Raw genomic sequence first — 23,052 nt, 5'->3', positions numbered from 1 at the left:
GCTTTATGGAATTAGATGAAGAGAGAGTGAATATGATGGCCCACGCAGCTGGCCGCGCGGTAATGGAGTTATGCCTTGCAGATATCCCTGTGACTCAGCAAGCAATCATCGACAAGTTGGAGCAGTACCGTAAGGAAACCGGAAACGTAATTGGTAAAGGGATTAACAGAGATGCTGCTGAGATTGTTAGGAAGGGTAGAAAAGCGATAAAGTGAAGAAGCCCGGTCAAGAAACCGGGCCCGGAAAAAGGAAATTTTAATCAGCCCAGCCAGATTTCGTGTTGATCGCTGATTCGGCCATGGTGTATTTCTGAACCTTATCGTCTTTGAAAAGGATGGTAAGTTCTTTCTTGGTGCCATTTGTTCCGTTATGGAAAAGTCCATAGAACGGGATGAATGTGGTGCCATTAACTTTCACTTTCGCGAACGCATACTTCCAGATCTCATTTCCGCCATCGGTGTATGAGACCGCATCTGGCGAACCGAAGAGACTCTTCACCTCTGCTTTCGTCGTCTTTCCTTCCTGAATTTTACTCTGGACACTAGTCTCAGTTTCGTTTTTCAACTGCTGGTTACCAGAGGATGCGCAGCCTGTCAAAGCAACCGCAATAGCAGTTGCAACAAGGTACTTTTTCATTTTATTTCCTTTGCTGTGTAAGCTTCCAAAGATGAAGCCAAATATATTTTATCCGTGTTTTCTGTAGGTCTGCGGCATGCTGCCTATCACTTTTCCGAACACCAGTATCCTGTTCATTTCTTCTTTTTCAATAGGATCCCATGGACGGTAAGTCTGGTTGTCTGAAATGACAAGGAGCTTATCCTTCATCTTCTGAAGGCGCTTCACGTGAGATGTATCGTCGTAGATGAAGGCGTAGATCCCATCACCATCAAAGTGCTGAACGCTGATGTCAACGAACAGTAAGTCGCCTGGCTCAATGGTTCCGGACATGCTGTCGCCGCGAACATTGATGATTCTGATCTGCTCAGCCTTCCTGCCATTGAACATCCGGCGAGCGTCTTCGACTGAATATTCCACGGATCTAAGCACCTCTACAAATTCGCTGTTGATGGCTCCTGGCCCAGCGCTTACGTAAAAGTCTAGCGCTTCAATGCGGAATGTGTCAGTAGGCGCCAGCTCTGTTTTTGGCTGCGAAATTGCGGGCATTTGACCATCGTCACGCATCGGTCCAACTCCGGTTGAAAGCCACTCAGAGCGAACGCCAAGCGCATTGGCAATCTCAACGATTTTAGTTGAGCCGCGGGCATTGCCGCTGGTCAGCCGCCAGATAGTGGGCTGAGCGACGCCAGACGCCTTAGCCAGAGCGCCCTGAGACATGCCAGATAGTTCCATTGCCTGATTCAGGCGTTCTGCAAGAGTTTCTTTTTTCATGAGTTTAAATTTATACGCTTGCGTATTGATGGTCAAAACACGTTTAGCTATTGCCTAAATCAATACGCATTGCTATTATCAATTCACACCAATACTCATAGGAATTGGAAAATGACGAACAAAACCATCCAGCGCGCCATTGATATCGCTGGTAGCCAGAAGAAATTAGCCGACCTGTGCGGCGTAGCGCAGCCGACGGTATGGCGGTGGTTGCACGGTGGCGGCATTGATGCCCGCTACGTAATGAAAATTGTGTCTGCAACCAACGGCAAGCTTAAACCAGCAGATATCCGTCCAGATCTCGCCCAGCTGCTTGGGGCGAATAACACAGCCGCCTGACCGGCGGCCCTAACCACGAAAGGGAAAGCAATGCATTCACTTGCGTTTCAACAAGGTAACAAATTTTCGCCAACGGCGATGATTTACCAGAATCGCCGGGAACCTGATTCCAAGGCGTTAAACATCGATGGGATCCGCGCGGCAGTACGCGCCTGGGCAGCTGATTGCCGCAGTCGTGAATTTGTCGCAGCGCTGATTGTGGAAGAGTGGCGGGCTACCGGCGGCACCGGCCTGGATATCCCGACTGACTCGCACCGCCAGATGCAGAAGGTATTCCGCTGGATTGATGGTGACACCGAATATGCGGCCAACAACATTCGCCAACTGGCCCCGGCAATCATGGCCGTTCTGCCGCTGGAGTACCGCAACCGCCTGGCTCCGCAGAACGACACGATGTCGCTGATCGCCTCTGCGATGAAAGAGTGTGCCGAAGCTAAACAGGCTGTGCTGCTGGACGCTCCAGAGCATCAGAAGCTGAAAGAGGTAAGCGAGGGTATAGCGTCGCTGTTCCGCCTTATGCCGGAGCAGGTAGGTCCGCTGATGACGATGGTCACATCGATGCTGGGGGTCATGTGAGAGGCACCAGAAAAGAAAAAGCCCTTGAAGCGGTAACTTCAAAGGCCTTCCAAACACTGTGTTACGCCAAGTAACGGGAGTAATTATGGCAGAGAAATTGATGCATAACACGATGTTTTTGCCGCTCAACCTGGAGAAAGAGAAGGTTAAGCATCTTGATCTTCCTAGCGGCCTCAGATCTCAAGGGTGGATTTACGCGCTCAAAAATCCATACATGCCGGGAATCTTCAAAATAGGAATGACAGTAAATGAGCCTGAAATGCGTGCTGCTCAGATTTCACAGGGCACTGGCATACCGGCGCCATTTGAAGTCCATAGCGCCTACTTTTCCGATAACCCGAGAGGCCATGAACAGGAGTTTCATCAATACCTGTCCAACTGCCGAATCAATCCTGGTCGTGAGTTTTTCAGATGCACTGAAGAAGAAATCGCTGAAGCAGCTGATGCCATCGGTTTAATCAGCCGTAGCGCCACGATAGAGGAACTTGCTGATTCTTATGACGTTATTTGTATTGAGCAGAGCGAACCCTTCTCTTTGCAAGAACTGTTTGAGGATCTCGATATATCAGTTTTCGGCTGCCAGTACGCGGCAACAAAAAGATTGGTAGAAATTGGAAGGGAATACCTGCACCTCGTCAATAGGGGTGGTTGCTCGTTAGCGTTTATGGATGGGAGGGGAATACCTGTCGTCCGTGAGTACATTCAACATCGCGAAGCATACATTGCATCCCAAGAAGCTGCGGGTGTGTATGGTCCGCAGAAACCAGGAGGATTTTGATGGCTCGCTCACGAAACATCAAGCCAGGCTTTTTCACGAACGACGAGCTTGCAGAATGTCAGCCGCTGGCGCGCATTCTCTTCGCTGGTCTGTGGACTATCGCCGATAAAGAGGGTCGCCTGGATGACCGCCCTAAGAAAATTAAAGCCATGGTGCTGCCTTTTGATGATGTCGACTGTGACGCTTTATTGCAGCAGCTGCATCAGCATAAATTCATCAATCGCTACCAGGTGAATGGCGATTCCTACATTCAAGTTTCTAACTGGAAAAAGCACCAGAACCCGCACTGCAAAGAAGCGGCAAGTGAGATACCAGAACCTTCTCAGAACCAAAATTGCACCGAACAAGAACAGTGCAATTCAGATGCAAAAGAGGAAAAGGAAGAAGAGGGAAAGCCTCAAGTCATTGAAAATAATGGAGCACAAGAAAAGCACTGTGCTAGTAAGGTGCAAGAACAGGTTCAGAATAGTTTAAATCCTGCTGATTCCCTTAACCTGATTCCTGATTCCCCTATCCCTGATCCTGATTCCTTGGTTAACACCCAAGCCGCTGACGCGTCTTGCGAAGAGGCCAATGCGGATATTCATGAAATATCGAGTCGGTACGCATTCGAGGGCCAGATCGTTCGGCTGAACCACAAGGACTACCAGGCATGGTTAAAACTGTACCCGCTGATAGACCTGAATTACGAACTTCAGAAGCTGGATATCGAGTTCACGCATGAGAAGCCAAAAAATTGGTTTATCACTGCCAGCCAGAAGCTGAGTTATCAGAACAAGCAAGCGGCGGCACGCGGCAAACCGGCTGTTAGGCCGGATCTGGACTTCAACAACACTGACTGGGCTTATGGGGTGATTCGATGAAATCTCTTGCAGAGCAGATGCGTAACCACGACCGCGAGCAGATGAGCCGCATGGCCCACAACCTGCCAGAGCAGTACCAGGAGCGACCGCAGGTCGAACAAACGGCGCAGATTTTCAACGAGCTGTTTAACCAGCTTCGGGCGGCTTTCCCGGCCAGCATGGCTAACTTCCGAACGCAGGCCGAGCTGAACGAATTCCGCCGTCAGTGGCTGCTGGCTTTCCAGGAAAACGGTATTCACTCACTGGACCAGGTCGCCGCAGGTATGCGTGTAGCCCGTCGCCAGGAGCGTCCATTCCTGCCGTCGCCGGGCCAGTTCGTAGCCTGGTGCAAACAGAGCGGCGGCGCGCTGGGGATTACCGTAGACGAGGTCATTGTTGAGTACTGGGACTGGCGAAACCGCGCGTTTGAGTTTTCGTCAAGCGAGCTTTTCCCATGGTCGCAGCCGGTCATGTATCACATCTGCGTTGAACTGCGCCACCGCAGCACTGAGCGCCAGTTAACCCAGTCTGAGCTGATTCGTGAAGCTAACGAACTGCTGGCTATGTGGGAGCGGCGCGTTCTGGACGGAAAACCAGTGCCACCAGTGCGCCGGGCGATCGCCGCACCTGCAGCACCGCGCGGACCAACTCCGGCAGAGATGTTGAAAGCCCAATATCAACGCAACAAAGCAAACGGGATGGTGTGACATGAAAGGCAAACAGGCAATTCTGCGTTATCTCGAAACGCACCGGACCTTCACTGCGAAGGATGTAGCCACAGAGTGTGGCATGACCATCAACTGCATCACGAAGAACGCCATCGATCTGGAGCGGGCCCGCAAGATTGTCCGGGTGAGCAAGGTCTGGCGAACGGTGACTTATCGCCTGGCAACGCCGGAAGAGCAGGACGGCACCGCGCGCAGCTGCACCAACGGAATATTTCAGGAGTGCCGCAACAGCGTGGCGATGAAGCGAGTATTGATGGTTTGGGGGAGGGTAGGGATATGAGCATTAAAAAATTGGTCGAAATGATTAAGCGCAACGGCCTTCTGGCCTCAATGCCTCAACTTGAAGAGCTTTACCAGGTTGCGATTGAGAACGAACTGAAGCTTGCAGAGTCTCAGCGCGAGTTCCGTGCTGCTGATGCGACTATCGAGAATCTGCAGATGCAGGTTGATAAGCTGGCTGCGGAGAATGCGGGGCTGAAGGCTGCGTTACGCCCATCAGATATCCCGAGTGAGTGGACGGATGCATTTGGCGACACCGCAGTAATTGAGCATGACGCTACAGGAGACAATCAGGGGCATTCAGTCGCATGGTCATGGGTTGGGAACCAGGAAGAGGTTATCAAATCCGTTCTGCTTGCTGTTGATAAAGGCATTGAAACCCCAGCCACCGATGCTTTCATGGCTGAAGTGCGTGCGCAGGGTGCCGACGAGTGCGTGCGCCAGCTGGTTATATCCGATGGCGATGATTTCTCAGATGCTCCAAATATCTGCGCGATGGTTGCGTACCAGCTTCGCAAAGGAGTGCAGTCATGACACGCATCCGTAACTTCGGCTGGAATCGCCTCAAGCTGGCGACTCTGTCTTACGAAGAGATAAGCACCCTCGAAGAGCAGGTGAAGCAAGAGCACGCCTGCAGCGATGGCATCCACATGTACGACAAAGCAGGCCGTGACAAGCTCGATGCTCTGAGCTGGGCCGTATACAACAAGCAGAAGCGTGAGGCCGCACAATGAGCAACATCGACAAACAGACTTTCCGCGGTCAGAGCGTTGAAGGTTCATTTTATCTGGCTGAGTGCGGCTATTGTGGGCAGGTCATGCCATCCAGCAAGCTCCGCGTATTGCATTCACCCGATGGTGAAGCGGATTGTTACTGCCCGCACTGCAATGCAGAAGATTGCGAAATTTTCGATCTGGGCCTGGTTGGCTCTGAAGTTGTGAATGCATGGAACTATCAGCAGAAGCGTATCGAGGCGCTGCTGGATGAGCTGGAAGCCAAAGACAACAGAATCAATCGCCTCGAAGCCATTGTTTCTGTCGCAGAACAGCGTAACGCCCTAATGCGCGAGTGGAAACGTGAATTGAAGGTTCCTTGCGACCTCGTTGATAACCAGGTGCCAGTTGTTATTCATGGCATGGTTATTCGCCTTGAGAGGCTCAAAGAGACCGAAGAGAAACTTGCAGCCGCAGCCGGTAAAGGAGAGTAAACGTGAAAAATTATCTCAGCAATTTAGCGAGCATGCTTCAGGGCATTGCAGATGTCATTTCTGACGGCGATAAGGTGCAGAAAAAGTGCCCTGCGCACTTAAAGTCCGCACTGCTTGAAGCCTCTCACGCTCTGGATGGTCAATCGGTCAGGGTTAATTATCCGACGAACGGAAAGCCTGAAATCGTTAATGCTCGCGGGCATCATCGACCGCTTAGTTTGCGGGAAAGAGTGGCAATCCGTTTACTTGGCGGCAGAACGGAGATTCGCCCATGAGCACTATTACCAAAGAACGCCTGGAATGGCTTGCTAACATTTCTGGCCGCGATGACATCGACGAGATTGATGGTGAAGAAATTCGTGAGCTGGCGCGTATCGCGCTGGCATCGCTCGAAGCGGAGCCTGTTGGCTACGTCGACGCTGAATACGCTGAGCTCCTAAGGTCAGGGCATATCGAATCATGCTCTGTGTATGCCGAGCAGGGCGAAGGATGCATTGCGCTATACGTCGCCCCGCCAGCGCCGGTATCTGTCCCTGAATGGACAAACGAGCAGTGCTTAGAGTTCCTGTCGATCGCTTTCCGGCATGCGGAAATTAAAGGCGACCTTCAGTTTGACGATATCCGCTTGGGCGTGAAGATGGTCAATGGTAGCCGCGCCGCCATGCTTCAGGGTGCCGAACCTGTAACGACGGCTTACAAGTTGCCGGATGGTTGGGTGGCTTGCAGTGAGCGGATGCCGGAAATTTATACATGGGTTCATGTTTACTCACCATTGGCATACATAGCAGAGCAAATTCTCCCAGACCGCCTAATTGAAGTCGGCGATCCAGAGAACGGGCCATTTTGGGATTATCATGGTCGTGAAGGTGTTACGCACTGGATGCCACTGCCAGCAGCACCGCAGCAGGAGGTGAAGTCGTGAAACACTTACGCTATGACTGTATGGGCGCTGCTTATGCTGGTGAAAGCAGGCACCCGCAAGAAGTAATGCGCGAACTTGGCATCACGTATGAACGCGCTATTCCTCAAAGCATGGGGGACCAGTGGTGGCTTTTAAACTGCGAACATGGCGAGCTTCCGGGATACATCACCGAAATGAAATGTGATGACTGGATGGCTAAGCAATATCGCCTCCCTGAGGCATACAAAAACGCCTAACCCATTCGAATTGAATGCATTTTGACATGCTTACCAGCCATTGTGGCCATTAATCTCAGGATGATGGTATAAAATAGGTTCACATTTGAGAGGGAAATATGATTATTCAACTTACTGATTTAAATAATAACCCAGTGTTCATAAATTCTGACCACATTATCCTGATAACTGCCCTTGGTGGAAATACCTGCATAAAGGTTACTGGTGGGGATTATTGGAATGTCAAAGAAGATGTTTTCCATGTTGTTGACACAATCAACGCCTCACAACAACAAAAGAGACTTTGATTTTCCATAATCAACCCGCCATAATTAAGTCACCGCAGGTCTGAACACCCGGCGGTGACTTCTGCGCATTTAAGGGGACTTAAATGCGACCACAATCTGAACTCCTCACCTTGTCACAGATGCCTATCGGCACCTGCGATTTCCTGCATTCCGCGTTACCTCTCGGAGGTGGCGTATGAAGCAGCACTACTGCATCGTTAACGACACCGTTAAAGACAACCTCATAGCATTCATCCGCACCATTCCGGTAAACCCTCGCGCGCCGATGGTGGTCGAGGCCCGGGAAGAGACGCGCACCGATAAGCAAAACCGTCTTATGTGGCCGCTGCTGAAAGACCTGTCTGCCCAGGTTGTTTGGCATGGCGAAAAGCTTGAGCCGAAGGAATGGAAAGACCTGATCACTGTTCTGGTAAGCCAGATGCAGGACCCGGAACGCGAGCAGAAATCCGCGCCGGGCATTAATGGCGGACGCGTTTATTTCGGTGTCAGCACATCGAAATCCAGCAAGCGCTACATGGTCGACGTCATCGAGGCGATTTACTGGTTCGGTACCGACCGCGGCGTGAAGTTCTCCGAAGCATCCAGCAAGCGCATCGCCTGGGCACAAGAGTGGAGGGCTTCCCGTGGGTAGTCCTCTCGCACGCGTCATAACCAACGAAATCTTCCGCGTTCCGGCGCGCCGCAAAAGTAAGCCAGCGGTTAAGCCGTCCGACATCGCGACCCTGAAGGACTACACCGCCCGCCTGGTGGATAAGAAATGGCTGCGTCTCGCGGCACGGAGGAAGCATGCGTAAACCATCCCGCCGTAAGTGCAAAGTATGCGGTGAATACTTCCTGCCGAAATTCCACGACATCCGGATCCGCTGGTGCAGCCCGGAGCACGGCGCAATCCTCGCGATGGAAGAGCGTGAAAAGGAGAGGGTTAAAGCCGCGGCGAAGCGCATCAAGGAGCGCAAAGAAAAAGAACGCGCTGAGCGCCGGGATCTGAAAGCGAGAAAGGTGGCGCTAAAAACGAAACCGCAGTGGAGAGCTGAGGCGCAGGCGGCTTTCAATCGTTACGTCCGTTTGAGGGATGCTGGTAAGCCGTGCATCAGCTGCGGCAGGCTGCCGGAGCAGAAGTTTGGCGGAACCATGGACTGCGGCCACTATCGCACCCGCGGCGCCGCGGCGCACCTTGCATTCAACCTTCACAATACAGCTGCCCAGTGCGTTTATTGCAATCGGGATCGCGACGGCGCGCAAAAGGCTTTCGAGCAGGGCCTCATTGAGCGTATCGGTGCCGAAAAAGTTGAGGCGATAAACAACGATAACTCTGTCCGCCGGTTCGACATCCCATACCTGCAGCGCATCAAATCCATTTTCACACGCAAAGCCCGAGCGCTGGAAAAACGCCGGGCCCGCCGACAGGAGGCCGCATGAATCACAACGACTTCCTGCGATACCAGGCTGAAAGCGTCAACCGCGCCAACCTGCCGCCAGTAGCAAAGCACAGCCAGACCAAAACCAAACAGCCACATAAGGAAGCCGCATGAACAGTCAGCAACTGGAATACGTACGTCAGCAGCTCATTGTGGCGACCGCAGATCTGAGCGGGGCGACGAAAGGGCAGCTGGTAGCTTTCGCCGAGAACGCGCAATTCACCGCGACGGCGCGCAGCCGGGGCCGGAAGAAAGTATTCGACAAGGATAAGCAGCGCATGGTCAACCCAGATGGCCCGCCGATGAGTGGCAGCCAGTCACGCGCCAAGGGCTCATCAATCGCGCTGGTGGGCCCGGTTGAGTTCGTGACCGCATCCTGGCGCCGCGCTGTGTTGTCGCTGGAAGACCACCAGAAAGCATGGCTGCTCTGGAACTACAGCGAGAATATCTGCTTTGAGTACCAGGTGGCGATCACCCAGTGGGCATGGGCTGAGTTCCGGGAGCTCCTCGGCGCGAAGAAGGTGGCCGGCAAGACGATGGAGCGTCTGAAGAAACTGATATGGCTGGCGGCGCAAGACGTCAAGGCAGAGCTGGCGGGCAAGGATGTGTATCAGCATCAGGACCTGGCGGCTCTGTGCGGCGTTAAACCTGATAACTGGTGCCATAACTACGCCGACTACTGGCGGGCCATGTGCGCCATCTTTAAGCGTCTTGATGACGATTCTCTTCTCTGCACTGTGAGAACACGATCACAACAAAAGGCGACTTTTTCGCAGCAGGGTGTTGCAAAAGTCAATTAAATAAGCCATATTTGAGTCTACTTTGATATGCTGCCTAAATTACATCGGCGGCATGATGATAGTCACTATCCAGTTTGTAAAATGAGCCCTGGCATCCCGCCGGGGCTTTTTCATTTCAGGGTCAGAAGCACAGCGGTTGTGCGTTCGGCTGTTAACCGAATGGTCGAAGGTTCGAATCCTTCCTGTCCCGCCAAATTCGCCGGTCTAGTTCAGTGGCAGAACCGCAGCCTTGTAAGCTGCGCGTCAGAGGTTCGATTCCTTTGCCCGGCACCAGAACCCACTACCTGGGACCCTTAGGCCAGAGAGCCGACATTGCCTTACCCTCATCTTCCTGGCTTGTCGCCAGGTTTTTTATTCAGGCCGCAGACAATCAATTCCAGATGCCATGTAGCTATCGTGTCTGACGGCCTTTCCCACTACACGAACAGCACCCGCTAACTACGCGAGGTGAGAGCATGTATCGCATGGAAAAAATAACCACTGGTGCTGCCTATGGCGCTTCAGCCGGGAGCATCCTAAACGGCATGCTGAATGCCTACAGCCCCGAGCAGTGGAACGCTATCGGCGTGCTGGTGGGCATCATCATCGCTGTACTGACATATCTGACGAATCTCTATTTCAAAATCCGCGAAGACAAGCGCCGCAGCAGGAGCCGAGATGAACCCGACACTCAGGAATAAGCTGGTGGGTGCCATTGTTGGCGGATCCGGAGCAATCACCATTGCTGCAGTAATGCTTGGCAATGCAGATGGACTGGAGGGGCGGCGCTATTACGCCTATCAGGATGTGGTCGGCGTCTGGACTGTTTGCGATGGGCACACCGGTGCCGACATCCGCCGCGGTCACCGCTACACAGATAAAGAATGCGACACCCTGCTGAAGGCAGATCTGCGAAAGGTGGCAAACGCCATCGACCCGCTGATCAAGGTTCGCATTCCTGAGCCAACCCGCGCCGCACTTTACTCCTTCACCTATAACGTGGGCTCTGGTGCCTTCGCCAGTTCCACGCTGCTGAAGAAGTTGAATGCAGGTGATGTGCTGGGGGCATGCAAAGAACTGCAGCGCTGGACGTATGCCGGTGGCAAGCAGTGGAAGGGGCTTATTACCCGACGCGAGATTGAGCGTGAAGTATGCGAATGGAGCCAAAAATGAGAGTGGCATTACTGGTAGCAGTATTCATGCTTACGGCATGTGATCGTGGCCCTGAGCCAGCAAAATCAACAATGGCTGTTTCCTCTCAACTGTCCTCTGACGCAGACCGCATTAAGGTGACCAAAATGTCAGAGTTCAGGGATACCCTGGCTTACGATAACTGGCATGGCGTATACCTCATTCAGGATCAGCAAACCGGGAAGGAATACATCGGCATAAGCGGTATCGGAATTTCAGAAGTAGGTTCGCATACGCAACTGGTAGGCAAAGTTCAGCAATCCGTAAGGGATGAGCGATGAGCAGATTAACATCCATCATTTGCGCTGTCGTTATCTGCCTGCTCGTTTCCATGGCTTGGGCGATTAACCACTACCGCGACAACGCCATCGCTTATAAAGACCAGCGCGACAAGGCGACGGTCAGGGCAGACACATCAGAGGCGATCACCAACAACGTGATTACCACGATGAACCTCATCCGTGACATTTCACAGGCTACACAGAATGCAAAGAACGAACTGGCTCGAAAGGGCGAGACGCGCATTGTCTACATCAGGCAGGCGCTTGAAGGCGATCCGTGCGCTAACCAGCCTGTTCCTTCTGCCGCTGCTGACAGCCTGCGGGAATACGCAGACAGTTTACGTGCCAGCCCCGGTAGTGCCGATAAGCGCTGACCTGACAGCAGATACGCCGATTCCCGGAATGGTGGTTCCGTTCACTTGGCAGGCAAGTCTGGAGTTAAACGCTCAGCTCTATACTGCGCTGGGGCAGTGCAATCTGGATAAGGCGGCAATCCGCAAAATCGAATCCTCCCGACAAGGAAAGAATGCTCAACCCCAATAAGGCGGTGATCATCATCTTGCTGACGGGTAAGCCGTAAGTGGCTAAGCACTTCTGAGAAGCAGGGCAACAGCTGCGACAAGGAAAAGAGGTAATCATGTCCGACATCTACAACATCAAACTGACGACGAACGACGGCGGCGAGTACATGGGCAAGATGTCACGACGTCAGCCTGAGCTGGTTAACGGCTTTGTGCCGCTGGCAACGGAGACGGGACAATGGCTGTATTTCGCTCCTGCCGATGTAAAACGCGTTGAGTTCACGCCAGTACCTGCGGAGGAAACACCGGCAGGTACCGAGGAGTCCGCATCATGAAGAGTGCATTTATCCCTGCCACCCTGAGTCTGGATCTTTCAGCTGCGGGCGAAGAGGCTCAGGCCGTAGCCAGCGAGCTACTGCGCCGAACCAATGGCCTTAGCCCGCGCATCTCTAAAGATGAGGCGCTTCGGATCCTGCTGGTCGACATGACCCGTGATTACCTGAAGGCCAAGAGTCAGGCAGAGCAAACAACGGAGTAACCCATGGCTAACGATGACGAGCGCAGGCCATACCCGCCAGTTAACTTCATCGCCTCCGACAACTGGCAGCCATACACCATGGTAATCCCCGCCAATGCAGTGCATGAGTGGATAAACCGGCAAATCATCAGCGATACCGGCAGCATCCATAACCATGACCATGAGCACCTGTTAGAGGCTGACCTCTGCTTTATGTGGGCGTCGGACTCGTTCGCGAAGAGGGGGCGCTTGGTTCTCGGTCAGGCCGAACAGGTAATGCTCCGCGCCGGTGGATGGCAGAAAGCCAGAATGGAACAGCAGATGTATGAATGGTTCGGGCGCATACCGAAGTTCATCATTACGCTGGCAGCCGATTACTGCTCACAATGCACTGACCTCGAGTTCTGCGCACTGGTAGAGCATGAGCTTTACCACATTGCCCAGGCCACCGATGATTTCGGCGCGCCTAAGTTCAACAAAGAGACCGGGCAGCCAGTGCTCACACTGCGCGGCCACGACGTCGAAGAATTCACTGGTGTCGTACGTCGATACGGTGCCAGCAAAGAAGTGCAGGAGCTCGTTGATGCGGCCAATGCGCCAGCAGAAGTGGCTCACATCGATATAGCCAGGTCATGCGGGACGTGCATGTTGAAGCTGGCGTAACGCTTTATTCAGATTGTCATGGAGGTGACCGATGGCAGCATTATCGACAGAGGTTAAAGCCTTCATCGTTCAATCGCTCGCCTGCTACGAGACCCCGGTAAAAGTCATTGAGCTTGTAAAGGCTGAATACGGCATCGAGGTTTCACGGCAGCAGGTGTCGCAGTATACACCCGGCAACGCAATGGCGGCCAAGCTGAGCCAGAAGTGGATTGACCTGTTTAACGCTACCCGTAAACGATTCCAGAATGAGATCGCCGACATCCCGATCGCAAATAAAGCGTACCGTTTGCGCGTTCTCGACCGAATGGCGACCAATGCTGAAAAGATGAAGAACTACGGCATGACCTCTCAACTTATCGAGCAGGCCGCCAAAGAAATGGGCGATGCCTACACCAATCGCCAGAAAGTCGAGCATACAAGCCCTGATGGCAGCATGACTCCGCAGCCTACAATCATCCAGCTACTACCCGTTGAGCCGAAAGCATGAGTAACGCCGTTCAACTGCCGATCCCCGCGAAGCTTGCCCCGCTGTTCACTGCCGTGAATAAGCGCTACCGGTGCTCGCATGGTGGGCGTGGCAGTGCCAAGACGCGCACTTTTGCGCTGATGACAGCCGTAAAGGCGTATCAGTCGATGATGAACGGTGAAAGCGGCGTGGTGCTCTGCGCGCGCGAATTTATGAACTCGCTGGAAGAGTCGAGCATGCAGGAGGTGAAACAGGCGATCCTGTCTGTCCCATGGCTGGCTTCCAACTTTGACATCGGCGAAAAGTACATCCGCACCATCGACAAGAGCGTTAACTACGTGTTCTGCGGTCTGCGGCATAACCTCGACAGCATCAAGTCGAAAGCGCGCATTCTGCTGTGCTGGGTGGACGAGGCTGAATCAGTCAGTGAAATAGCCTGGCAGAAGCTGAGCCCGACCGTTCGTGAAGAGGGATCAGAGATTTGGGTGACGTGGAACCCGGAGCGCGACGGAAGCGCCACGGATAAGCGTTTCCGTAAAGAAGCCGGCGACGACTGCATCACCGTTGAGATGAATTACACGGATAACCCATGGTTCCCTGACGTGCTGGAAGGTGAGCGACAGAACGATCAGCGACGCCTCGACCCGGCAACATACGCATGGGTATGGGAAGGTGCTTACCTCGAAAACTCTGATAAGCAGGTGCTGGCCGGGAAATACCGGATTGCCGAGTTCTCGGACCAACTATGGAAAGAGGCCGATCGCCTGTTCTTCGGTGCTGACTTCGGTTTCGCCAAGGACCCTAACACGCTGGTGCGCTCCTTCATCTTGCACAACCGGCTGTACATCGAATACGAGGCATACGGTCAGCAAACTGAGCTCGATCACATGCCGGAGTTGTACGACACGATTCCAGGCGCGCGTGACTGGCCAATCAAGGCCGATTCCGCTCGACCCGAGACTATCAGCTATCTCAAGCGGCAGGGCTTCAACATCTCAGCTGCCGAGAAATGGCAGGGGAGCGTTGAGGACGGTATCGCACATCTTCGCGGCTTCGACGAAATCATCATCCATCCGCGCTGCAAGAACGTGGCGCGCGAGGCCCGCATGTGGTCGTACAAAACGGACCGAATCACTGGAGAGGTGTTGCCGAAGCTCGCCGATGGTTACGAACACTGCTGGGACGGGATTCGCTACAGCCTCGACGGACACATTAAGCGCAAAGGTCAGATGGCCGGAATGATGATTCCTAAGCGCCTGCAGCGGCGTTAAACTGAAAATGAGGTGTAACTCAATTCCCGCTTGCGGGTTAGATGGGTAGAGTAATGCATCAACTGGCTAACGCCAGCAGGGCAGGCATGATGCTAATGCTGAACCTGAGTGCTGGTTCGAGTCCAGCCACCTCACCACCATAACAAGGTCGCTCCGGCGGCCTTTTTTATTGCCTCATTTCAACCAACGGACAATCCATGACTGACAAATTAACTCTCGCCGTCAACCATGCGTTGAACGATGCGCGGATGGCTCGCGCCCGTATGGGCCTTATGGCGCCTACGATGGGGCTGGACAATAAGCGCCATTCAGCATGGTGCGAGTATGGCTTCCCTGAGCAGGTCACTTACGAAAACCTTTACGCCCTGTACCGCCGCGGCGGTATCGCTCACGGTGCCGTTGAGAAGCTGGTGGGCAAGTGCTGGCAGACGAACCCGGAAATCATTGAGGGTGACGACGCCGACGAGAGCAAGGATGAAACCCCTTGGGAGAAGAGCGCCAAAAAGGTTTTCACTAAGCGACTCTGGCGCGCTTTTGCTGAAGCAGACCGCCGCCGTTTAGTCGGTCGCTATGCTGGCATCCTGCTGCACATCAATGACTCCAGAAAGTGGGACCAGCCGGTTGTTCGTGGGAAGTCACTAAAAAAGGTTACGATCGCATGGGCCGGTTCGTTAACTGTCAGTCAATGGGTAACTGACGAGAATTCGGCAGACTACGGTCAGCCAAAGCAGTGGAAATACGTTGAGAGTCTGCCAAACGGAGGGACTAATCAGCGATTCGTGCATCCCGATCGCGTCTTCATCCTGGGTGACTACTCGAATGATGCCATTGGTTTCCTTGAGCCTGGCTATAACGCCTGCGTCAGCCTAGAGAAGGTTGAAGGTGGGTCAGGTGAAGCATTCCTGAAGAACGCCGCTAATAAGCAGAGCATTAATTTCGACAAAGACGTTGACTTCAACAACCTTGCTTCTTTGTACGGAGTATCTGTTGATGAGCTTCAGGAGAGATATAACGATGCTGCCAGAGAGTTAAACATCGGTAATGACGTTCTTCTGATTACTCAGGGTGCCCAGGTAACGTCGATGGTGTCGGCAGTCTCAGATCCTGACCCAACCTATAACGTCAACCTGCAAACCTTTGCCGCTTCTGTCGATGAGCCGGTGAAAATTCTGGTTGGGATGCAAACTGGCGAAAGGGCGAGCACTGAAGATCAGAAGTATATGAATGCTCGCTGCCAGTCACGCCGCGGTGACCTGTCATTCGAAATTGAAGACTTCAGTGACAAGCTCATTGACCTGAAAATCATTGATCCTGTCAGCGAAAAGACGGTTATCTGGGATGACCTCAACGAGCAGACTGGAACTGAGAAGCTCGCCAATGCAAAAACCATGGCTGAGATTAACCAGACGTTCCAGGGCAGCGGAGAAAATCCGGCATTCAGTCGCGAAGAAATTCGCACAGCTGCCGGTTATGAAAACGTTGATGAATTCCCGTTAGGAGAAGAGGATGGCGAAGAAGACGAAGCCACCGATTCTGCCGCGTAACTATCAGGATCCGACCGGAGCCGATGCGCTGGAACGCCGGGCAATGAAAGATTTCGCCAGGCGGATGAATAAGATTGGCAAGGCGTACAAATCAGCACTCGACAAAATACCTTCCTCCCTCGCAGTAAACGCCAGATACGAATACCAGCTAAACCCAACGCTTCTCTCCATCATCCTGAACGATGCCAGTTACCTGGTTGATCAGGTGCTGCTTGAAGGTGGCGATTACGACCTGTGGTTTTACGAGTACATCGATCTGGCTTCGGAGAAAGGGACCGGGCAGTCGTTCTACAACCTCAGCCAGCAGTCTCCGGTATACGCCTCTGGTCGTGAGTCGTTAGCGTCCATCCTCGCAAGCGACCCATATCAGCAACGTATGGCGCTGGTACATGCGCGTGTATTTGAGGAAATGAAGGGGCTGACGGCTGACGTTAAGCGCGACATGGCGCGTGTGCTGACTGATGGCGTGGGCCGAGGTCTCAATCCGCTGGACATTGGCCGCAACCTGACAGACCAGACCGGCATCGAGAAGCGCCGGGCGAACCGGATAGCACGCACTGAAGTGACTACCGCGCTACGCCGGGCAAAGTGGGATGAAGACCAGGAGGCGAATGACCTCTTCGGCCTGAAAACGCTTCTGGTTCACATCTCAGCGCTGTCGCCGACAACCCGGCATACGCACGCTGTGCGTCACGCGCACCTTTACACCAATGAAGAGGTTCGTGACTGGTACAGCAAAGATGGCAACTCCATCAACTGCAAATGCAGCCAGCAGTCGGTGCTGGTGGATGCGGATGGGAACCCGGAATACCCGGACACCATCACGAAACTCAAACAGGAATATAAATCGATGCAGGCGCGCGGTTACGCCTGGGCGGAGAAATAACTATGCCTATGCAGGTCAACATCACCACGAAGGTGAACAGCCAGTCAATCCGGCGAGAAATGTACAACGGGCGTGAGCACCTGGTGCTGCCGAGTTACACGCTGCCGGCGAACGTCGTCATGAATGGCGGCCTGTACACAGCGGAAGAAATAGACGCCCACTATCAGGGGCTGGAGGGCACGCTGGCGCCGCTTGGGCATCCTCAGGTTAACGGCCAGTTCGTGTCTGCATTCTCCCCGGAGGGTATCAATACTGGCCATATTGGCGCGTGGAACCGAAACGTTAAGAAATCAGGCAATCGCATCTACCTCGAAAAGTGGGTTGATGTGGCCCGCGCCAGCGAGTCGGAAGGCGGAAAGGAGTTGCTTGAGCGTGCCGCTGCCATTGAGCGCGGCGAAGACGTTCCGCCGATTCATACCAGCGTCGCCGCTTTCCTCGACCAGCTTGAACCAAACGAGCAGCAACGCGCCACCGGCGCTGACTGGGTAGCCAAGATCTACAGCATGGACCACGACGCAATCCTTCTGCACGAAGTCGGAGCTGCAACACCTGAGCAGGGCGTTGGCCTGATGGTTAACGCTGATCTGGCTCAGCCGCTTAAGGCGAACTCCGGCGCGCTGGTGGGTGAATCCTACCGGGAGCGCGAGCAGCGTCTCGATCGGGCTGCGAAAGCGAAGTTTGCGGCTGGCGCGGATGAATACGCCTGGGTCGCTGACTTTACAGACTCGCAGGTGGTTATCGTGCGAAATGGCGGAGATGCGCAGATTTACGGTTATTCCGCTGATGGCGGAAAGATCACTATCGACGATACCGGCACCGTAGTAGCGCGCCAGGAGTCGTGGGTGGCCGTCGTAGCAAACAAATTGAAAGCTCTATTCACACCGCAGGAACAGCCTGCACCAAACCACAAAACGGAGGGCGACATGCCTTTAACCAAAGAAGAACTGGAACAAATCGGCAGCATGATCGGCCAGGCTGTTGCGACCAATACTGAAGCGGCTATTAAGCCTCTCGCGGAAAAGGTTGATGCGCTACAGGCCAATCAGAAGCAACTCGCAGACACCCTGACCGCTAATTCGCGCGCTGAAGAGAAAGCCAAGCGTGAGGCGGTAGCTAAGGTCCATGGCGAAATCGTCGCTAACGCTTTGTCAGGAGAGCCTCTGGACGCGATGTTCAAGTCACTGGGCGAAGCTGCTCCGCTGGGTACCAACAATGCACAGCAGCACAAAGAAACCGGCGCGCCTTCTGCTGCCGAATACTTCAAATAAGGAGCCGGAATAATGCCTCGTTATCGTCGCGTTAATATCGACGGTCAGTCTCTGTACAAGACCGAAACCCGCACCACGGCTGCAGCGCTGCTTCCGGGCACTGCCGCAACCATCAACTCATCCGATAAATTTGCTCAGGCCACTGCGCTAACTGGCCGCCTGTACATCATCGATGTTGGTTACCACCAGGGCCTGACGATCACCGAAGAAATCCCTGCCGGTGATTCGGCTGTCGGCAATTACGTCGAAGAAGGTCGTGAACTGGCAATACGTTGCCTGCCTGGCGCGTATAAGAAAGACAGTCCGATCAAGCTGGGCACTGCTGGTCAGTTCACCCTTGCAACCTCCGACACTGATTCAGTGATCGGCTACAGCCAGGATGAATATACCATCGCAGCCAGCACCACCGACTTCATTCGCGTGCGCATGCGCGTTGGCACTGTCGCCGCAGCTGGCGCGTAACAAAAGGACAAACACATATGTACTTCTCTAAAGAGACGCTGGCGACTAACTCCCGCCTCGGCGGGCACTGGAGCGAACTGTGGGCAAACCGCTATATGTGGAACCTGCAGAACGATTCCATCATTGCAGCTAACCGCGCAATCATGACGCCTGACATGATGGCCTGTAACGCCGTTGGCGGTTTCTCCCGTGATTTCTGGGCTGAGATCGACAACCAGGTGCTGCAGTTGCGCGATCAGGAAGTCGGTATGGAAATCGTAAACGACCTGATCGGCGTTCAGACCGTGCTGCCGGTCGGTAAAACCGCCAAGCTGTATAACGTGGTTGGCGACATCGCCGATGACGTGTCAGTAAGCATCGATGGTCAGGCACCATTCTCCTTCGATCACACTGACTATGCGAGCGACGGTGACCCGATTCCGGTGTTCACTGCAGGTTACGGTGTTAACTGGCGTCATGCTGCTGGCCTGAACTCTGTGGGCATTGATCTGGTGTTGGACTCGCAGATGGCGAAGATGCGCAAGTTCAACCAGAAGCGCGTTAACTACTACCTGAATGGTGATTCAAAAATTCAGGTTCAGTCCTACCCGGCGCAGGGTATCAAGAACCACCGCAACACCAAGAAGATTAACCTCGGATCTGGTGCTGGTGGTGCGAATATCGACCTGACCACCGCTGACATGACCGCGATCTTTGCGTTCTTCGGTAAAGGTGCATTCGGCACCACCGCACGCACTAACAAAGTCGCCGCATACGATGTGATGTGGGTTTCTCCGGAAATCTGGGCAAACCTGGCGCAGCCGTACGTGGTCAACGGCGTTGTAAGCGGAACTGTGCTGCAGGCGGTGCTGCCGTTCGCACCGGTGAAAGAAATCCGCATGAGCTTCGCGCTGACCGGTAACGAGTTCATCGCGTACGTTCGTCGCCGTGACGTGATCTCTCCACTGGTGGGTATGGCTGTAGGCGTTGTTCCTCTGCCGCGTCCACTGCCTAACGTTAACTACAACTTCCAGATCATGTCTGCTGAAGGCCTGCAAATCACCGCAGACGATCAGGGCCTGTCTGGCGTTGTCTACGGCGCTAACCTGGCGTAAGGAAACAGCATGGCTAAATACGAAGTTGTGCGCGCGTGGTTCGGCGTGAAGGTAGGGCAGGTGGTGGAGTTGAAAGAACTGCACCCGGCGCTGAAGTCTAACGTCCGTCTCATGAATGGTGAGGCTGGTGGTGAGCTTACCCCGTCGACACCTGGTGCCGGTACCGGTGAAAAATCTCGCAAAGAGATTATTCAGGACCGCCTTACTGAGCTGGGCATTGAGTTCAAAGGCACCCTGGGCGCTGAAAAGCTCAGTGAGCTGTTGCCGGATGGCGAACTCGAAAAGCTTTTCCCTGCTGAATAACAGCCGCCGCTAAGGCGGTTTTTTTATGCCCCGCTCCGGCGGGGTATTTCACGGAGTCGATAATGGTAACTCTCGAACAGGCGAAGGAGTATCTGGAGAGCCAGGGAATTACCATTCCCGATTTTGTTCTTCAGGCTCTCGTCGACCAGGCCAACAGCATTCAGGAGTGTCTCGATGCGCATTATCAGGCATCGACCGCGCTGTTGATTCAGCTCTATCTGCTGGCGCTTATGGGGCTCGGACAGGGGGATAAGTACATCTCCAGCCACACCGCCCCGAGTGGGGCGTCAGAATCATTCCGCTACCAGTCGTTCACCGACCGCTGGAAGGGCTCGTTAAATCTTCTACGCGGTCTGGATAAGTATGGCTGCGCTACCTCACTGATTCCTGCCGACCCGACAGCAACACCCGCTTTTGCTGGTATCTGGATCGGGAAGGGCGGCTGTTTTTGCCAAAAATAACGACGATTAATACTGTTTGAATAAACAGTTGGTGGTAAAATAAACAAGCCGAATCATGCGCTAACATGGATTCGGCTCTAACCACATCGTCGTTATGGAGGTAACGAGCATGGCTAGCCATATTCTATCTGAATATTTTTCATATGACCCGACCTCACCGTCATTTCTTAGATGGAAAATAAATGTTGGTCGAAGAATAAAAGCAGGCGATCCAGTAGGGTCCATAAGTTCCTATGGTTATTACCGAACGAAGCTTAACGGCAAAGAAATAGCCGCTCATCGCATTGTTTGGCAACTCCACAATGGAGAAATACCCGATGGCTTGCAGATTGATCACATTGACGGGGTTAGGGTCAATAATGATATTAGCAATCTACGAGTTGCCAGCGTCTCAGAAAATCTTCAAAACCAAAAACGCAGCGCTAAAAATACCACCGGCGTTAAGGGTCTGACTTGGAACAAGGCGGACGCAGCATGGCGAGGCAGTGTTCAGGTTAAAGGTGTACGCAATCATTTTTCATCTAAATCGCGTCACGAAGTCGAAGAGTGGCTGAGAAATACGAGATCATCCCTTCACGGCGAATTTGCTAGGAACGTGTAAGGCTAATTTAACCCGCTACGGCGGGTTTTTTGTTGGAGTAAGTGATGACGTACAAATCAGTTAAGTACGGGTTACCGCGTTCGTTCACCAGAGTATGGGTTATGACCGACACCGGGCGGGAGACTACTGGCTACGTGAAATCGGATGGCGAGTGGTTCATCAACTGCCCGCGTATCCGGGCGACTGGCGCGAAGGTGCTGAGGTGGAAAGAATGACAGAGCGAGTGAAGAAGGCGAGCGATAACCGTTTATCGTTCATGTGCCCCGGGTGCGGTAGTCGCCATGTGGTGCAGGTTGGCATTGGCAATGGCCCGCGATGGGGATGGAATGGAAACGTTGATAAACCGACGTTGACTCCAAGCGTTTTGGTTACTGGCTTCACGCCCAGCGATGATCCGGATGAGTTTGACGACGCCACGAAAGACAAGCCGTTTACTTGCCATTCATTTGTGACAGATGGGCAGATTCAATATCTGAATGACTGCACACACAGCATGGCAGGCATGACGGTGCCGCTACCAGAGCTTTGAGGGGGTAGCGATGTCTAGTGTTGCCAACTGGTCATACACCGCCACGGCGACCATCTGGCGCAAGCTGGAAGGTAATGACGAATACGGGGACCCGCTGGGTTATGCCGAACCTGAGCAAATCCTCTGTGATTACGAGGGGGGGCTCAGCAAGAAGTTAGCCAACCTCGGCGCTGAAATTGTCGTGAAGAACACCGTCTGGACGGAGTTCGCGCTGGCGGCCGCGGGTGATTACCTGCTGATTGGGGTTTCGACAGAAGCCGACCCGGTTGTGGCCGGTGCCGACGAGGTGCGCCAGGTTATCCGTTACGCCGACACGTTCGAGCGCCTGGCGGATGATTACGCCATCCTGACGGGAGTGTAGCCATGGGCATAAAAGTGAAGGGCATCAGCCAGGCGAAGAAGCACCTGAACGATGTCATCAACGACGTTAAGGGCCGTAAGGTAATTCGCGCGTTGCAGTCGGCGATGATGCTTATCGGCACCCGGGCGGCATATTACACCCCGATCGACACCTCAACTCTGATTAATAGCCAGTTCCGCGAAATCGACGCTGGCGGGGTGCTCATCACCGGGCGCATCGGTTACTCAGCCAACTATGCTGCCTACGTCCATGAGGCGTCAGGCAAGCTGAAAGGCCAGCCGCGCGCGCACTTTGGTACGACCCGAGCCGGGCAGCAGTTCGGCGGTGGGACAGGAACTGGCAACTACTGGGACCCTCACGGTGAGCCTCAATTCCTGACCAAAGGCGCGAATGATGAGCGCGACAATGTCGACGCGGTGATGCGCAAGGAGCTTTCGCTATGACACCCATGATGCACGAGCGGGTGCGCAACATGTTCGGCGATGCCGGGCTAACGACCGGCTTCACGGTGCAACAGCTGATGTACGACGACCCGGGCGACCTGTCGAAAGCGATCATGGTTTTCAGGCCAAACGGCGGTTCGAATATCCGTACTGACCTCGGTTCTGAATATCACGTTCTGGTAGACGTCGTGGGCGCGAAAGATAAGCGTAAAGACGCACTCAATGCCGTGCAGCGCATTGTCGATTATGTCCAGGCTAACCCCATGGCTGACGAATGTGTCGGCTACATCCAGAACATGGGCGCAATCCCAGCGCCGGTGCTCACAGAAGAAGGGCGAATAGTCTTCCGACTCCAGTTCGCCTGCACTTACGGCGAATAGCCATCCCAACCAAATAACCCGCTTCGGCGG

Annotated in this window: 43 protein-coding genes and 3 tRNA genes; 44 read left to right on the top strand and 2 right to left on the bottom strand. The window is 53.7% G+C overall.

Annotated features, from left to right (window positions below; all coding sequences use genetic code 11):
- The first annotated feature begins 5 nt into the window (after nt 1-5).
- Nucleotides 6-215 (top strand): hypothetical protein, encoded by a 210-nt coding sequence (locus ABR39_RS04215; protein ID WP_045342035.1) that lies wholly within the window; start codon nt 6-8, stop codon nt 213-215.
- 40 nt (nt 216-255) lie between these two features.
- On the opposite strand, the gene ABR39_RS04210 is transcribed toward ABR39_RS04215, so the two are convergent.
- Both ABR39_RS04210 and ABR39_RS04205 read right to left on the bottom strand, forming a co-directional pair.
- Nucleotides 256-636 (bottom strand): lipoprotein, encoded by a 381-nt coding sequence (locus ABR39_RS04210; protein ID WP_047345901.1) that lies wholly within the window; start codon nt 634-636, stop codon nt 256-258.
- Nucleotides 637-684: 48 nt separating this feature from the next.
- Nucleotides 685-1,389 carry an XRE family transcriptional regulator gene (locus tag ABR39_RS04205; protein ID WP_047345900.1) on the bottom strand — a complete coding sequence of 235 codons (705 nt, stop codon included), beginning with the start codon at nt 1,387-1,389 and terminating at the stop codon, nt 685-687.
- Nucleotides 1,390-1,500: 111 nt separating this feature from the next.
- Here ABR39_RS04205 and ABR39_RS04200 point away from each other — a divergent pair, with 111 nt between their 5' ends.
- The 43 genes from ABR39_RS04200 to ABR39_RS04005 all read left to right on the top strand — a co-directional run bounded on the left by ABR39_RS04200 (nt 1,501) and on the right by ABR39_RS04005 (nt 23,022).
- Nucleotides 1,501-1,728 carry a helix-turn-helix domain-containing protein gene (locus ABR39_RS04200; RefSeq protein ID WP_025913385.1) on the top strand — a complete coding sequence of 76 codons (228 nt, stop codon included), beginning with the start codon at nt 1,501-1,503 and terminating at the stop codon, nt 1,726-1,728.
- A gap of 30 nt (nt 1,729-1,758) precedes the next feature.
- The gene (locus ABR39_RS04195; RefSeq protein WP_047345899.1) at nt 1,759-2,304 is read left to right on the top strand and encodes a toxin YdaT family protein; all 546 of its coding nucleotides are present in this window, start codon (nt 1,759-1,761) and stop codon (nt 2,302-2,304) included.
- 85 nt (nt 2,305-2,389) lie between these two features.
- Nucleotides 2,390-3,082, top strand: a complete 693-nt coding sequence (locus ABR39_RS24320; RefSeq protein WP_052952184.1) for a GIY-YIG nuclease family protein — start codon at nt 2,390-2,392, stop codon at nt 3,080-3,082.
- Entirely contained in the window at nt 3,082-3,945 is an 864-nt protein-coding gene (locus ABR39_RS04185) for a hypothetical protein (RefSeq protein ID WP_047345898.1), read from the top strand. The genes ABR39_RS24320 and ABR39_RS04185 overlap by 1 nt, the downstream gene beginning before the upstream one ends.
- On the top strand, nt 3,942-4,631 hold the full coding sequence (locus tag ABR39_RS04180) for a replication protein P (RefSeq protein ID WP_047345897.1): 690 nt from the start codon (nt 3,942-3,944) through the stop codon (nt 4,629-4,631). Before ABR39_RS04185 ends, ABR39_RS04180 begins: the two co-directional genes overlap by 4 nt.
- Before the next feature lies 1 nt (nt 4,632).
- Nucleotides 4,633-4,932 (top strand): hypothetical protein, encoded by a 300-nt coding sequence (locus ABR39_RS04175; protein WP_047345896.1) that lies wholly within the window; start codon nt 4,633-4,635, stop codon nt 4,930-4,932.
- Nucleotides 4,929-5,465: a hypothetical protein gene (locus ABR39_RS24315; RefSeq protein WP_052952183.1), complete on the top strand. Its 537-nt coding sequence runs from the start codon at nt 4,929-4,931 to the stop codon at nt 5,463-5,465. Before ABR39_RS04175 ends, ABR39_RS24315 begins: the two co-directional genes overlap by 4 nt.
- A complete protein-coding gene (locus ABR39_RS04165; RefSeq protein ID WP_047345895.1) occupies nt 5,462-5,665 on the top strand; it encodes a hypothetical protein in 204 nt (67 codons plus the stop codon). Before ABR39_RS24315 ends, ABR39_RS04165 begins: the two co-directional genes overlap by 4 nt.
- Entirely contained in the window at nt 5,662-6,138 is a 477-nt protein-coding gene (locus ABR39_RS04160; protein ID WP_047345894.1) for a hypothetical protein, read from the top strand. Before ABR39_RS04165 ends, ABR39_RS04160 begins: the two co-directional genes overlap by 4 nt.
- Nucleotides 6,139-6,140: 2 nt before the next feature.
- The gene (locus ABR39_RS04155) at nt 6,141-6,413 is read left to right on the top strand and encodes a hypothetical protein (RefSeq protein WP_047345893.1); all 273 of its coding nucleotides are present in this window, start codon (nt 6,141-6,143) and stop codon (nt 6,411-6,413) included.
- Entirely contained in the window at nt 6,410-7,060 is a 651-nt protein-coding gene (locus ABR39_RS25530; protein WP_047345892.1) for a DUF551 domain-containing protein, read from the top strand. Before ABR39_RS04155 ends, ABR39_RS25530 begins: the two co-directional genes overlap by 4 nt.
- Nucleotides 7,057-7,296, top strand: a complete 240-nt coding sequence (locus ABR39_RS04145; protein WP_131701700.1) for a hypothetical protein — start codon at nt 7,057-7,059, stop codon at nt 7,294-7,296. Before ABR39_RS25530 ends, ABR39_RS04145 begins: the two co-directional genes overlap by 4 nt.
- Nucleotides 7,297-7,394: 98 nt before the next feature.
- Nucleotides 7,395-7,583, top strand: a complete 189-nt coding sequence (locus ABR39_RS24655) for a flagellar FlbD family protein (RefSeq protein WP_072059211.1) — start codon at nt 7,395-7,397, stop codon at nt 7,581-7,583.
- 175 nt (nt 7,584-7,758) lie between these two features.
- Nucleotides 7,759-8,214, top strand: a complete 456-nt coding sequence (locus ABR39_RS04140) for a recombination protein NinB (RefSeq protein WP_047345890.1) — start codon at nt 7,759-7,761, stop codon at nt 8,212-8,214.
- Nucleotides 8,207-8,377, top strand: a complete 171-nt coding sequence (locus ABR39_RS04135; protein ID WP_047345889.1) for a NinE family protein — start codon at nt 8,207-8,209, stop codon at nt 8,375-8,377. The genes ABR39_RS04140 and ABR39_RS04135 overlap by 8 nt, the downstream gene beginning before the upstream one ends.
- Nucleotides 8,370-9,002, top strand: coding sequence for a recombination protein NinG (locus ABR39_RS04130; RefSeq protein ID WP_047345888.1), 633 nt, complete (start codon nt 8,370-8,372; stop codon nt 9,000-9,002). The genes ABR39_RS04135 and ABR39_RS04130 overlap by 8 nt, the downstream gene beginning before the upstream one ends.
- A complete protein-coding gene (locus ABR39_RS26165; RefSeq protein WP_123156768.1) occupies nt 8,999-9,115 on the top strand; it encodes a hypothetical protein in 117 nt (38 codons plus the stop codon). The genes ABR39_RS04130 and ABR39_RS26165 overlap by 4 nt, the downstream gene beginning before the upstream one ends.
- On the top strand, nt 9,112-9,801 hold the full coding sequence (locus ABR39_RS04125) for a bacteriophage antitermination protein Q (protein ID WP_047345887.1): 690 nt from the start codon (nt 9,112-9,114) through the stop codon (nt 9,799-9,801). Before ABR39_RS26165 ends, ABR39_RS04125 begins: the two co-directional genes overlap by 4 nt.
- Nucleotides 9,802-9,919: 118 nt before the next feature.
- Nucleotides 9,920-9,994, top strand: a tRNA-Asn gene (locus tag ABR39_RS04120).
- A 5-nt stretch (nt 9,995-9,999) separates the two neighbouring features.
- Nucleotides 10,000-10,074 (top strand) — tRNA-Thr (locus ABR39_RS04115).
- Nucleotides 10,075-10,256: 182 nt separating this feature from the next.
- On the top strand, nt 10,257-10,481 hold the full coding sequence (locus ABR39_RS04110) for a class II holin family protein (protein ID WP_047345886.1): 225 nt from the start codon (nt 10,257-10,259) through the stop codon (nt 10,479-10,481).
- Nucleotides 10,459-10,953 (top strand): lysozyme, encoded by a 495-nt coding sequence (locus tag ABR39_RS04105; protein WP_047345885.1) that lies wholly within the window; start codon nt 10,459-10,461, stop codon nt 10,951-10,953. The genes ABR39_RS04110 and ABR39_RS04105 overlap by 23 nt, the downstream gene beginning before the upstream one ends.
- Nucleotides 10,950-11,252 (top strand): hypothetical protein, encoded by a 303-nt coding sequence (locus ABR39_RS04100; RefSeq protein WP_047345884.1) that lies wholly within the window; start codon nt 10,950-10,952, stop codon nt 11,250-11,252. Before ABR39_RS04105 ends, ABR39_RS04100 begins: the two co-directional genes overlap by 4 nt.
- A complete protein-coding gene (locus ABR39_RS04095) occupies nt 11,249-11,626 on the top strand; it encodes a DUF2570 domain-containing protein (RefSeq protein WP_047345883.1) in 378 nt (125 codons plus the stop codon). Before ABR39_RS04100 ends, ABR39_RS04095 begins: the two co-directional genes overlap by 4 nt.
- Entirely contained in the window at nt 11,595-11,795 is a 201-nt protein-coding gene (gene lysC, locus ABR39_RS26365; protein WP_430748965.1) for an Rz1-like lysis system protein LysC, read from the top strand. Before ABR39_RS04095 ends, lysC begins: the two co-directional genes overlap by 32 nt.
- 94 nt (nt 11,796-11,889) lie before the next feature.
- On the top strand, nt 11,890-12,108 hold the full coding sequence (locus tag ABR39_RS04085) for a hypothetical protein (protein WP_047345881.1): 219 nt from the start codon (nt 11,890-11,892) through the stop codon (nt 12,106-12,108).
- A complete protein-coding gene (locus tag ABR39_RS04080) occupies nt 12,105-12,311 on the top strand; it encodes a hypothetical protein (RefSeq protein WP_047345880.1) in 207 nt (68 codons plus the stop codon). Before ABR39_RS04085 ends, ABR39_RS04080 begins: the two co-directional genes overlap by 4 nt.
- 3 nt (nt 12,312-12,314) lie before the next feature.
- Complete coding sequence (locus ABR39_RS04075; RefSeq protein WP_047345879.1) at nt 12,315-12,953, top strand: putative metallopeptidase; 639 nt, start codon at nt 12,315-12,317, stop codon at nt 12,951-12,953.
- Between the two features lie 31 nt (nt 12,954-12,984).
- Nucleotides 12,985-13,440 carry a DUF2280 domain-containing protein gene (locus ABR39_RS04070; RefSeq protein WP_045343422.1) on the top strand — a complete coding sequence of 152 codons (456 nt, stop codon included), beginning with the start codon at nt 12,985-12,987 and terminating at the stop codon, nt 13,438-13,440.
- Entirely contained in the window at nt 13,437-14,690 is a 1,254-nt protein-coding gene (locus ABR39_RS04065; protein WP_047345878.1) for a PBSX family phage terminase large subunit, read from the top strand. The genes ABR39_RS04070 and ABR39_RS04065 overlap by 4 nt, the downstream gene beginning before the upstream one ends.
- An 8-nt stretch (nt 14,691-14,698) precedes the next feature.
- Nucleotides 14,699-14,825: transfer RNA gene (locus ABR39_RS25980), tRNA-OTHER, on the top strand.
- 62 nt (nt 14,826-14,887) lie between these two features.
- Entirely contained in the window at nt 14,888-16,234 is a 1,347-nt protein-coding gene (locus ABR39_RS04060; protein WP_047345877.1) for an anti-CBASS protein Acb1 family protein, read from the top strand.
- Complete coding sequence (locus ABR39_RS04055) at nt 16,197-17,120, top strand: phage minor head protein (protein ID WP_047345876.1); 924 nt, start codon at nt 16,197-16,199, stop codon at nt 17,118-17,120. The genes ABR39_RS04060 and ABR39_RS04055 overlap by 38 nt, the downstream gene beginning before the upstream one ends.
- A gap of 2 nt (nt 17,121-17,122) precedes the next feature.
- A complete protein-coding gene (locus tag ABR39_RS04050; protein ID WP_047345875.1) occupies nt 17,123-18,388 on the top strand; it encodes a hypothetical protein in 1,266 nt (421 codons plus the stop codon).
- 12 nt (nt 18,389-18,400) lie between these two features.
- Entirely contained in the window at nt 18,401-18,850 is a 450-nt protein-coding gene (locus tag ABR39_RS04045; RefSeq protein ID WP_047345874.1) for a phage cement protein, read from the top strand.
- 17 nt (nt 18,851-18,867) lie between these two features.
- On the top strand, nt 18,868-19,944 hold the full coding sequence (locus ABR39_RS04040) for a major capsid protein (RefSeq protein WP_047345873.1): 1,077 nt from the start codon (nt 18,868-18,870) through the stop codon (nt 19,942-19,944).
- 9 nt (nt 19,945-19,953) lie between these two features.
- Nucleotides 19,954-20,247, top strand: a complete 294-nt coding sequence (locus ABR39_RS04035) for a hypothetical protein (RefSeq protein WP_045408437.1) — start codon at nt 19,954-19,956, stop codon at nt 20,245-20,247.
- 62 nt (nt 20,248-20,309) lie between these two features.
- A complete protein-coding gene (locus ABR39_RS04030; RefSeq protein WP_047345872.1) occupies nt 20,310-20,708 on the top strand; it encodes a DUF7370 family protein in 399 nt (132 codons plus the stop codon).
- Between the two features lie 109 nt (nt 20,709-20,817).
- Nucleotides 20,818-21,309, top strand: a complete 492-nt coding sequence (locus ABR39_RS24645) for an HNH endonuclease (protein ID WP_047345871.1) — start codon at nt 20,818-20,820, stop codon at nt 21,307-21,309.
- Nucleotides 21,310-21,460: 151 nt separating this feature from the next.
- Nucleotides 21,461-21,838 (top strand): DUF6527 family protein, encoded by a 378-nt coding sequence (locus ABR39_RS04020; RefSeq protein WP_240477053.1) that lies wholly within the window; start codon nt 21,461-21,463, stop codon nt 21,836-21,838.
- 10 nt (nt 21,839-21,848) lie between these two features.
- Nucleotides 21,849-22,199 (top strand): hypothetical protein, encoded by a 351-nt coding sequence (locus ABR39_RS04015; protein ID WP_046619673.1) that lies wholly within the window; start codon nt 21,849-21,851, stop codon nt 22,197-22,199.
- A 2-nt stretch (nt 22,200-22,201) separates the two neighbouring features.
- The gene (locus ABR39_RS04010) at nt 22,202-22,642 is read left to right on the top strand and encodes a hypothetical protein (RefSeq protein ID WP_047345869.1); all 441 of its coding nucleotides are present in this window, start codon (nt 22,202-22,204) and stop codon (nt 22,640-22,642) included.
- Nucleotides 22,639-23,022: a phage tail termination protein gene (locus tag ABR39_RS04005; RefSeq protein WP_032608745.1), complete on the top strand. Its 384-nt coding sequence runs from the start codon at nt 22,639-22,641 to the stop codon at nt 23,020-23,022. Before ABR39_RS04010 ends, ABR39_RS04005 begins: the two co-directional genes overlap by 4 nt.
- The last annotated feature ends 30 nt before the right edge of the window (nt 23,023-23,052 follow it).

Source organism: Enterobacter genomosp. O (assembly GCF_001022965.1).
GTDB lineage: Bacteria > Pseudomonadota > Gammaproteobacteria > Enterobacterales > Enterobacteriaceae > Enterobacter > Enterobacter cloacae_L.
This window is presented reverse-complemented; position numbering and strand designations above follow the sequence as displayed.

Bases quoted from the DNA above. Each gene is read 5' to 3' on its own strand.
- ABR39_RS04045 (WP_047345874.1), top strand. From the start codon at position 18,401: ATGCCTCGTTATCGTCGCGTTAATATCGACGGTCAGTCTCTGTACAAG.
- ABR39_RS04080 (WP_047345880.1), top strand. From the start codon at position 12,105: ATGAAGAGTGCATTTATCCCTGCCACCCTGAGTCTGGATCTTTCAGCT.
- ABR39_RS04100 (WP_047345884.1), top strand. From the start codon at position 10,950: ATGAGAGTGGCATTACTGGTAGCAGTATTCATGCTTACGGCATGTGAT.
- ABR39_RS04180 (WP_047345897.1), top strand. From the start codon at position 3,942: ATGAAATCTCTTGCAGAGCAGATGCGTAACCACGACCGCGAGCAGATG.
- ABR39_RS04185 (WP_047345898.1), top strand. From the start codon at position 3,082: ATGGCTCGCTCACGAAACATCAAGCCAGGCTTTTTCACGAACGACGAG.
- ABR39_RS04095 (WP_047345883.1), top strand. From the start codon at position 11,249: ATGAGCAGATTAACATCCATCATTTGCGCTGTCGTTATCTGCCTGCTC.
- ABR39_RS24645 (WP_047345871.1), top strand. From the start codon at position 20,818: ATGGCTAGCCATATTCTATCTGAATATTTTTCATATGACCCGACCTCA.
- ABR39_RS25530 (WP_047345892.1), top strand. From the start codon at position 6,410: ATGAGCACTATTACCAAAGAACGCCTGGAATGGCTTGCTAACATTTCT.
- ABR39_RS04215 (WP_045342035.1), top strand. From the start codon at position 6: ATGGAATTAGATGAAGAGAGAGTGAATATGATGGCCCACGCAGCTGGC.
- ABR39_RS04055 (WP_047345876.1), top strand. From the start codon at position 16,197: ATGGCGAAGAAGACGAAGCCACCGATTCTGCCGCGTAACTATCAGGAT.
- ABR39_RS04205 (WP_047345900.1), bottom strand. From the start codon at position 1,389: ATGAAAAAAGAAACTCTTGCAGAACGCCTGAATCAGGCAATGGAACTA.
- ABR39_RS04130 (WP_047345888.1), top strand. From the start codon at position 8,370: ATGCGTAAACCATCCCGCCGTAAGTGCAAAGTATGCGGTGAATACTTC.
- ABR39_RS04110 (WP_047345886.1), top strand. From the start codon at position 10,257: ATGTATCGCATGGAAAAAATAACCACTGGTGCTGCCTATGGCGCTTCA.
- ABR39_RS24315 (WP_052952183.1), top strand. From the start codon at position 4,929: ATGAGCATTAAAAAATTGGTCGAAATGATTAAGCGCAACGGCCTTCTG.
- ABR39_RS04160 (WP_047345894.1), top strand. From the start codon at position 5,662: ATGAGCAACATCGACAAACAGACTTTCCGCGGTCAGAGCGTTGAAGGT.
- ABR39_RS04125 (WP_047345887.1), top strand. From the start codon at position 9,112: ATGAACAGTCAGCAACTGGAATACGTACGTCAGCAGCTCATTGTGGCG.
- ABR39_RS04005 (WP_032608745.1), top strand. From the start codon at position 22,639: ATGACACCCATGATGCACGAGCGGGTGCGCAACATGTTCGGCGATGCC.
- ABR39_RS04105 (WP_047345885.1), top strand. From the start codon at position 10,459: ATGAACCCGACACTCAGGAATAAGCTGGTGGGTGCCATTGTTGGCGGA.
- ABR39_RS04075 (WP_047345879.1), top strand. From the start codon at position 12,315: ATGGCTAACGATGACGAGCGCAGGCCATACCCGCCAGTTAACTTCATC.
- ABR39_RS04140 (WP_047345890.1), top strand. From the start codon at position 7,759: ATGAAGCAGCACTACTGCATCGTTAACGACACCGTTAAAGACAACCTC.
- ABR39_RS26165 (WP_123156768.1), top strand. From the start codon at position 8,999: ATGAATCACAACGACTTCCTGCGATACCAGGCTGAAAGCGTCAACCGC.
- ABR39_RS04030 (WP_047345872.1), top strand. From the start codon at position 20,310: ATGGTAACTCTCGAACAGGCGAAGGAGTATCTGGAGAGCCAGGGAATT.
- ABR39_RS04010 (WP_047345869.1), top strand. From the start codon at position 22,202: ATGGGCATAAAAGTGAAGGGCATCAGCCAGGCGAAGAAGCACCTGAAC.
- ABR39_RS04085 (WP_047345881.1), top strand. From the start codon at position 11,890: ATGTCCGACATCTACAACATCAAACTGACGACGAACGACGGCGGCGAG.
- ABR39_RS04035 (WP_045408437.1), top strand. From the start codon at position 19,954: ATGGCTAAATACGAAGTTGTGCGCGCGTGGTTCGGCGTGAAGGTAGGG.
- ABR39_RS04050 (WP_047345875.1), top strand. From the start codon at position 17,123: ATGCCTATGCAGGTCAACATCACCACGAAGGTGAACAGCCAGTCAATC.
- ABR39_RS24655 (WP_072059211.1), top strand. From the start codon at position 7,395: ATGATTATTCAACTTACTGATTTAAATAATAACCCAGTGTTCATAAAT.
- ABR39_RS04200 (WP_025913385.1), top strand. From the start codon at position 1,501: ATGACGAACAAAACCATCCAGCGCGCCATTGATATCGCTGGTAGCCAG.
- ABR39_RS04070 (WP_045343422.1), top strand. From the start codon at position 12,985: ATGGCAGCATTATCGACAGAGGTTAAAGCCTTCATCGTTCAATCGCTC.
- ABR39_RS04065 (WP_047345878.1), top strand. From the start codon at position 13,437: ATGAGTAACGCCGTTCAACTGCCGATCCCCGCGAAGCTTGCCCCGCTG.
- ABR39_RS04165 (WP_047345895.1), top strand. From the start codon at position 5,462: ATGACACGCATCCGTAACTTCGGCTGGAATCGCCTCAAGCTGGCGACT.
- ABR39_RS04040 (WP_047345873.1), top strand. From the start codon at position 18,868: ATGTACTTCTCTAAAGAGACGCTGGCGACTAACTCCCGCCTCGGCGGG.
- ABR39_RS04060 (WP_047345877.1), top strand. From the start codon at position 14,888: ATGACTGACAAATTAACTCTCGCCGTCAACCATGCGTTGAACGATGCG.
- ABR39_RS04195 (WP_047345899.1), top strand. From the start codon at position 1,759: ATGCATTCACTTGCGTTTCAACAAGGTAACAAATTTTCGCCAACGGCG.
- ABR39_RS04015 (WP_046619673.1), top strand. From the start codon at position 21,849: ATGTCTAGTGTTGCCAACTGGTCATACACCGCCACGGCGACCATCTGG.
- ABR39_RS04210 (WP_047345901.1), bottom strand. From the start codon at position 636: ATGAAAAAGTACCTTGTTGCAACTGCTATTGCGGTTGCTTTGACAGGC.
- ABR39_RS04175 (WP_047345896.1), top strand. From the start codon at position 4,633: ATGAAAGGCAAACAGGCAATTCTGCGTTATCTCGAAACGCACCGGACC.
- ABR39_RS24320 (WP_052952184.1), top strand. From the start codon at position 2,390: ATGGCAGAGAAATTGATGCATAACACGATGTTTTTGCCGCTCAACCTG.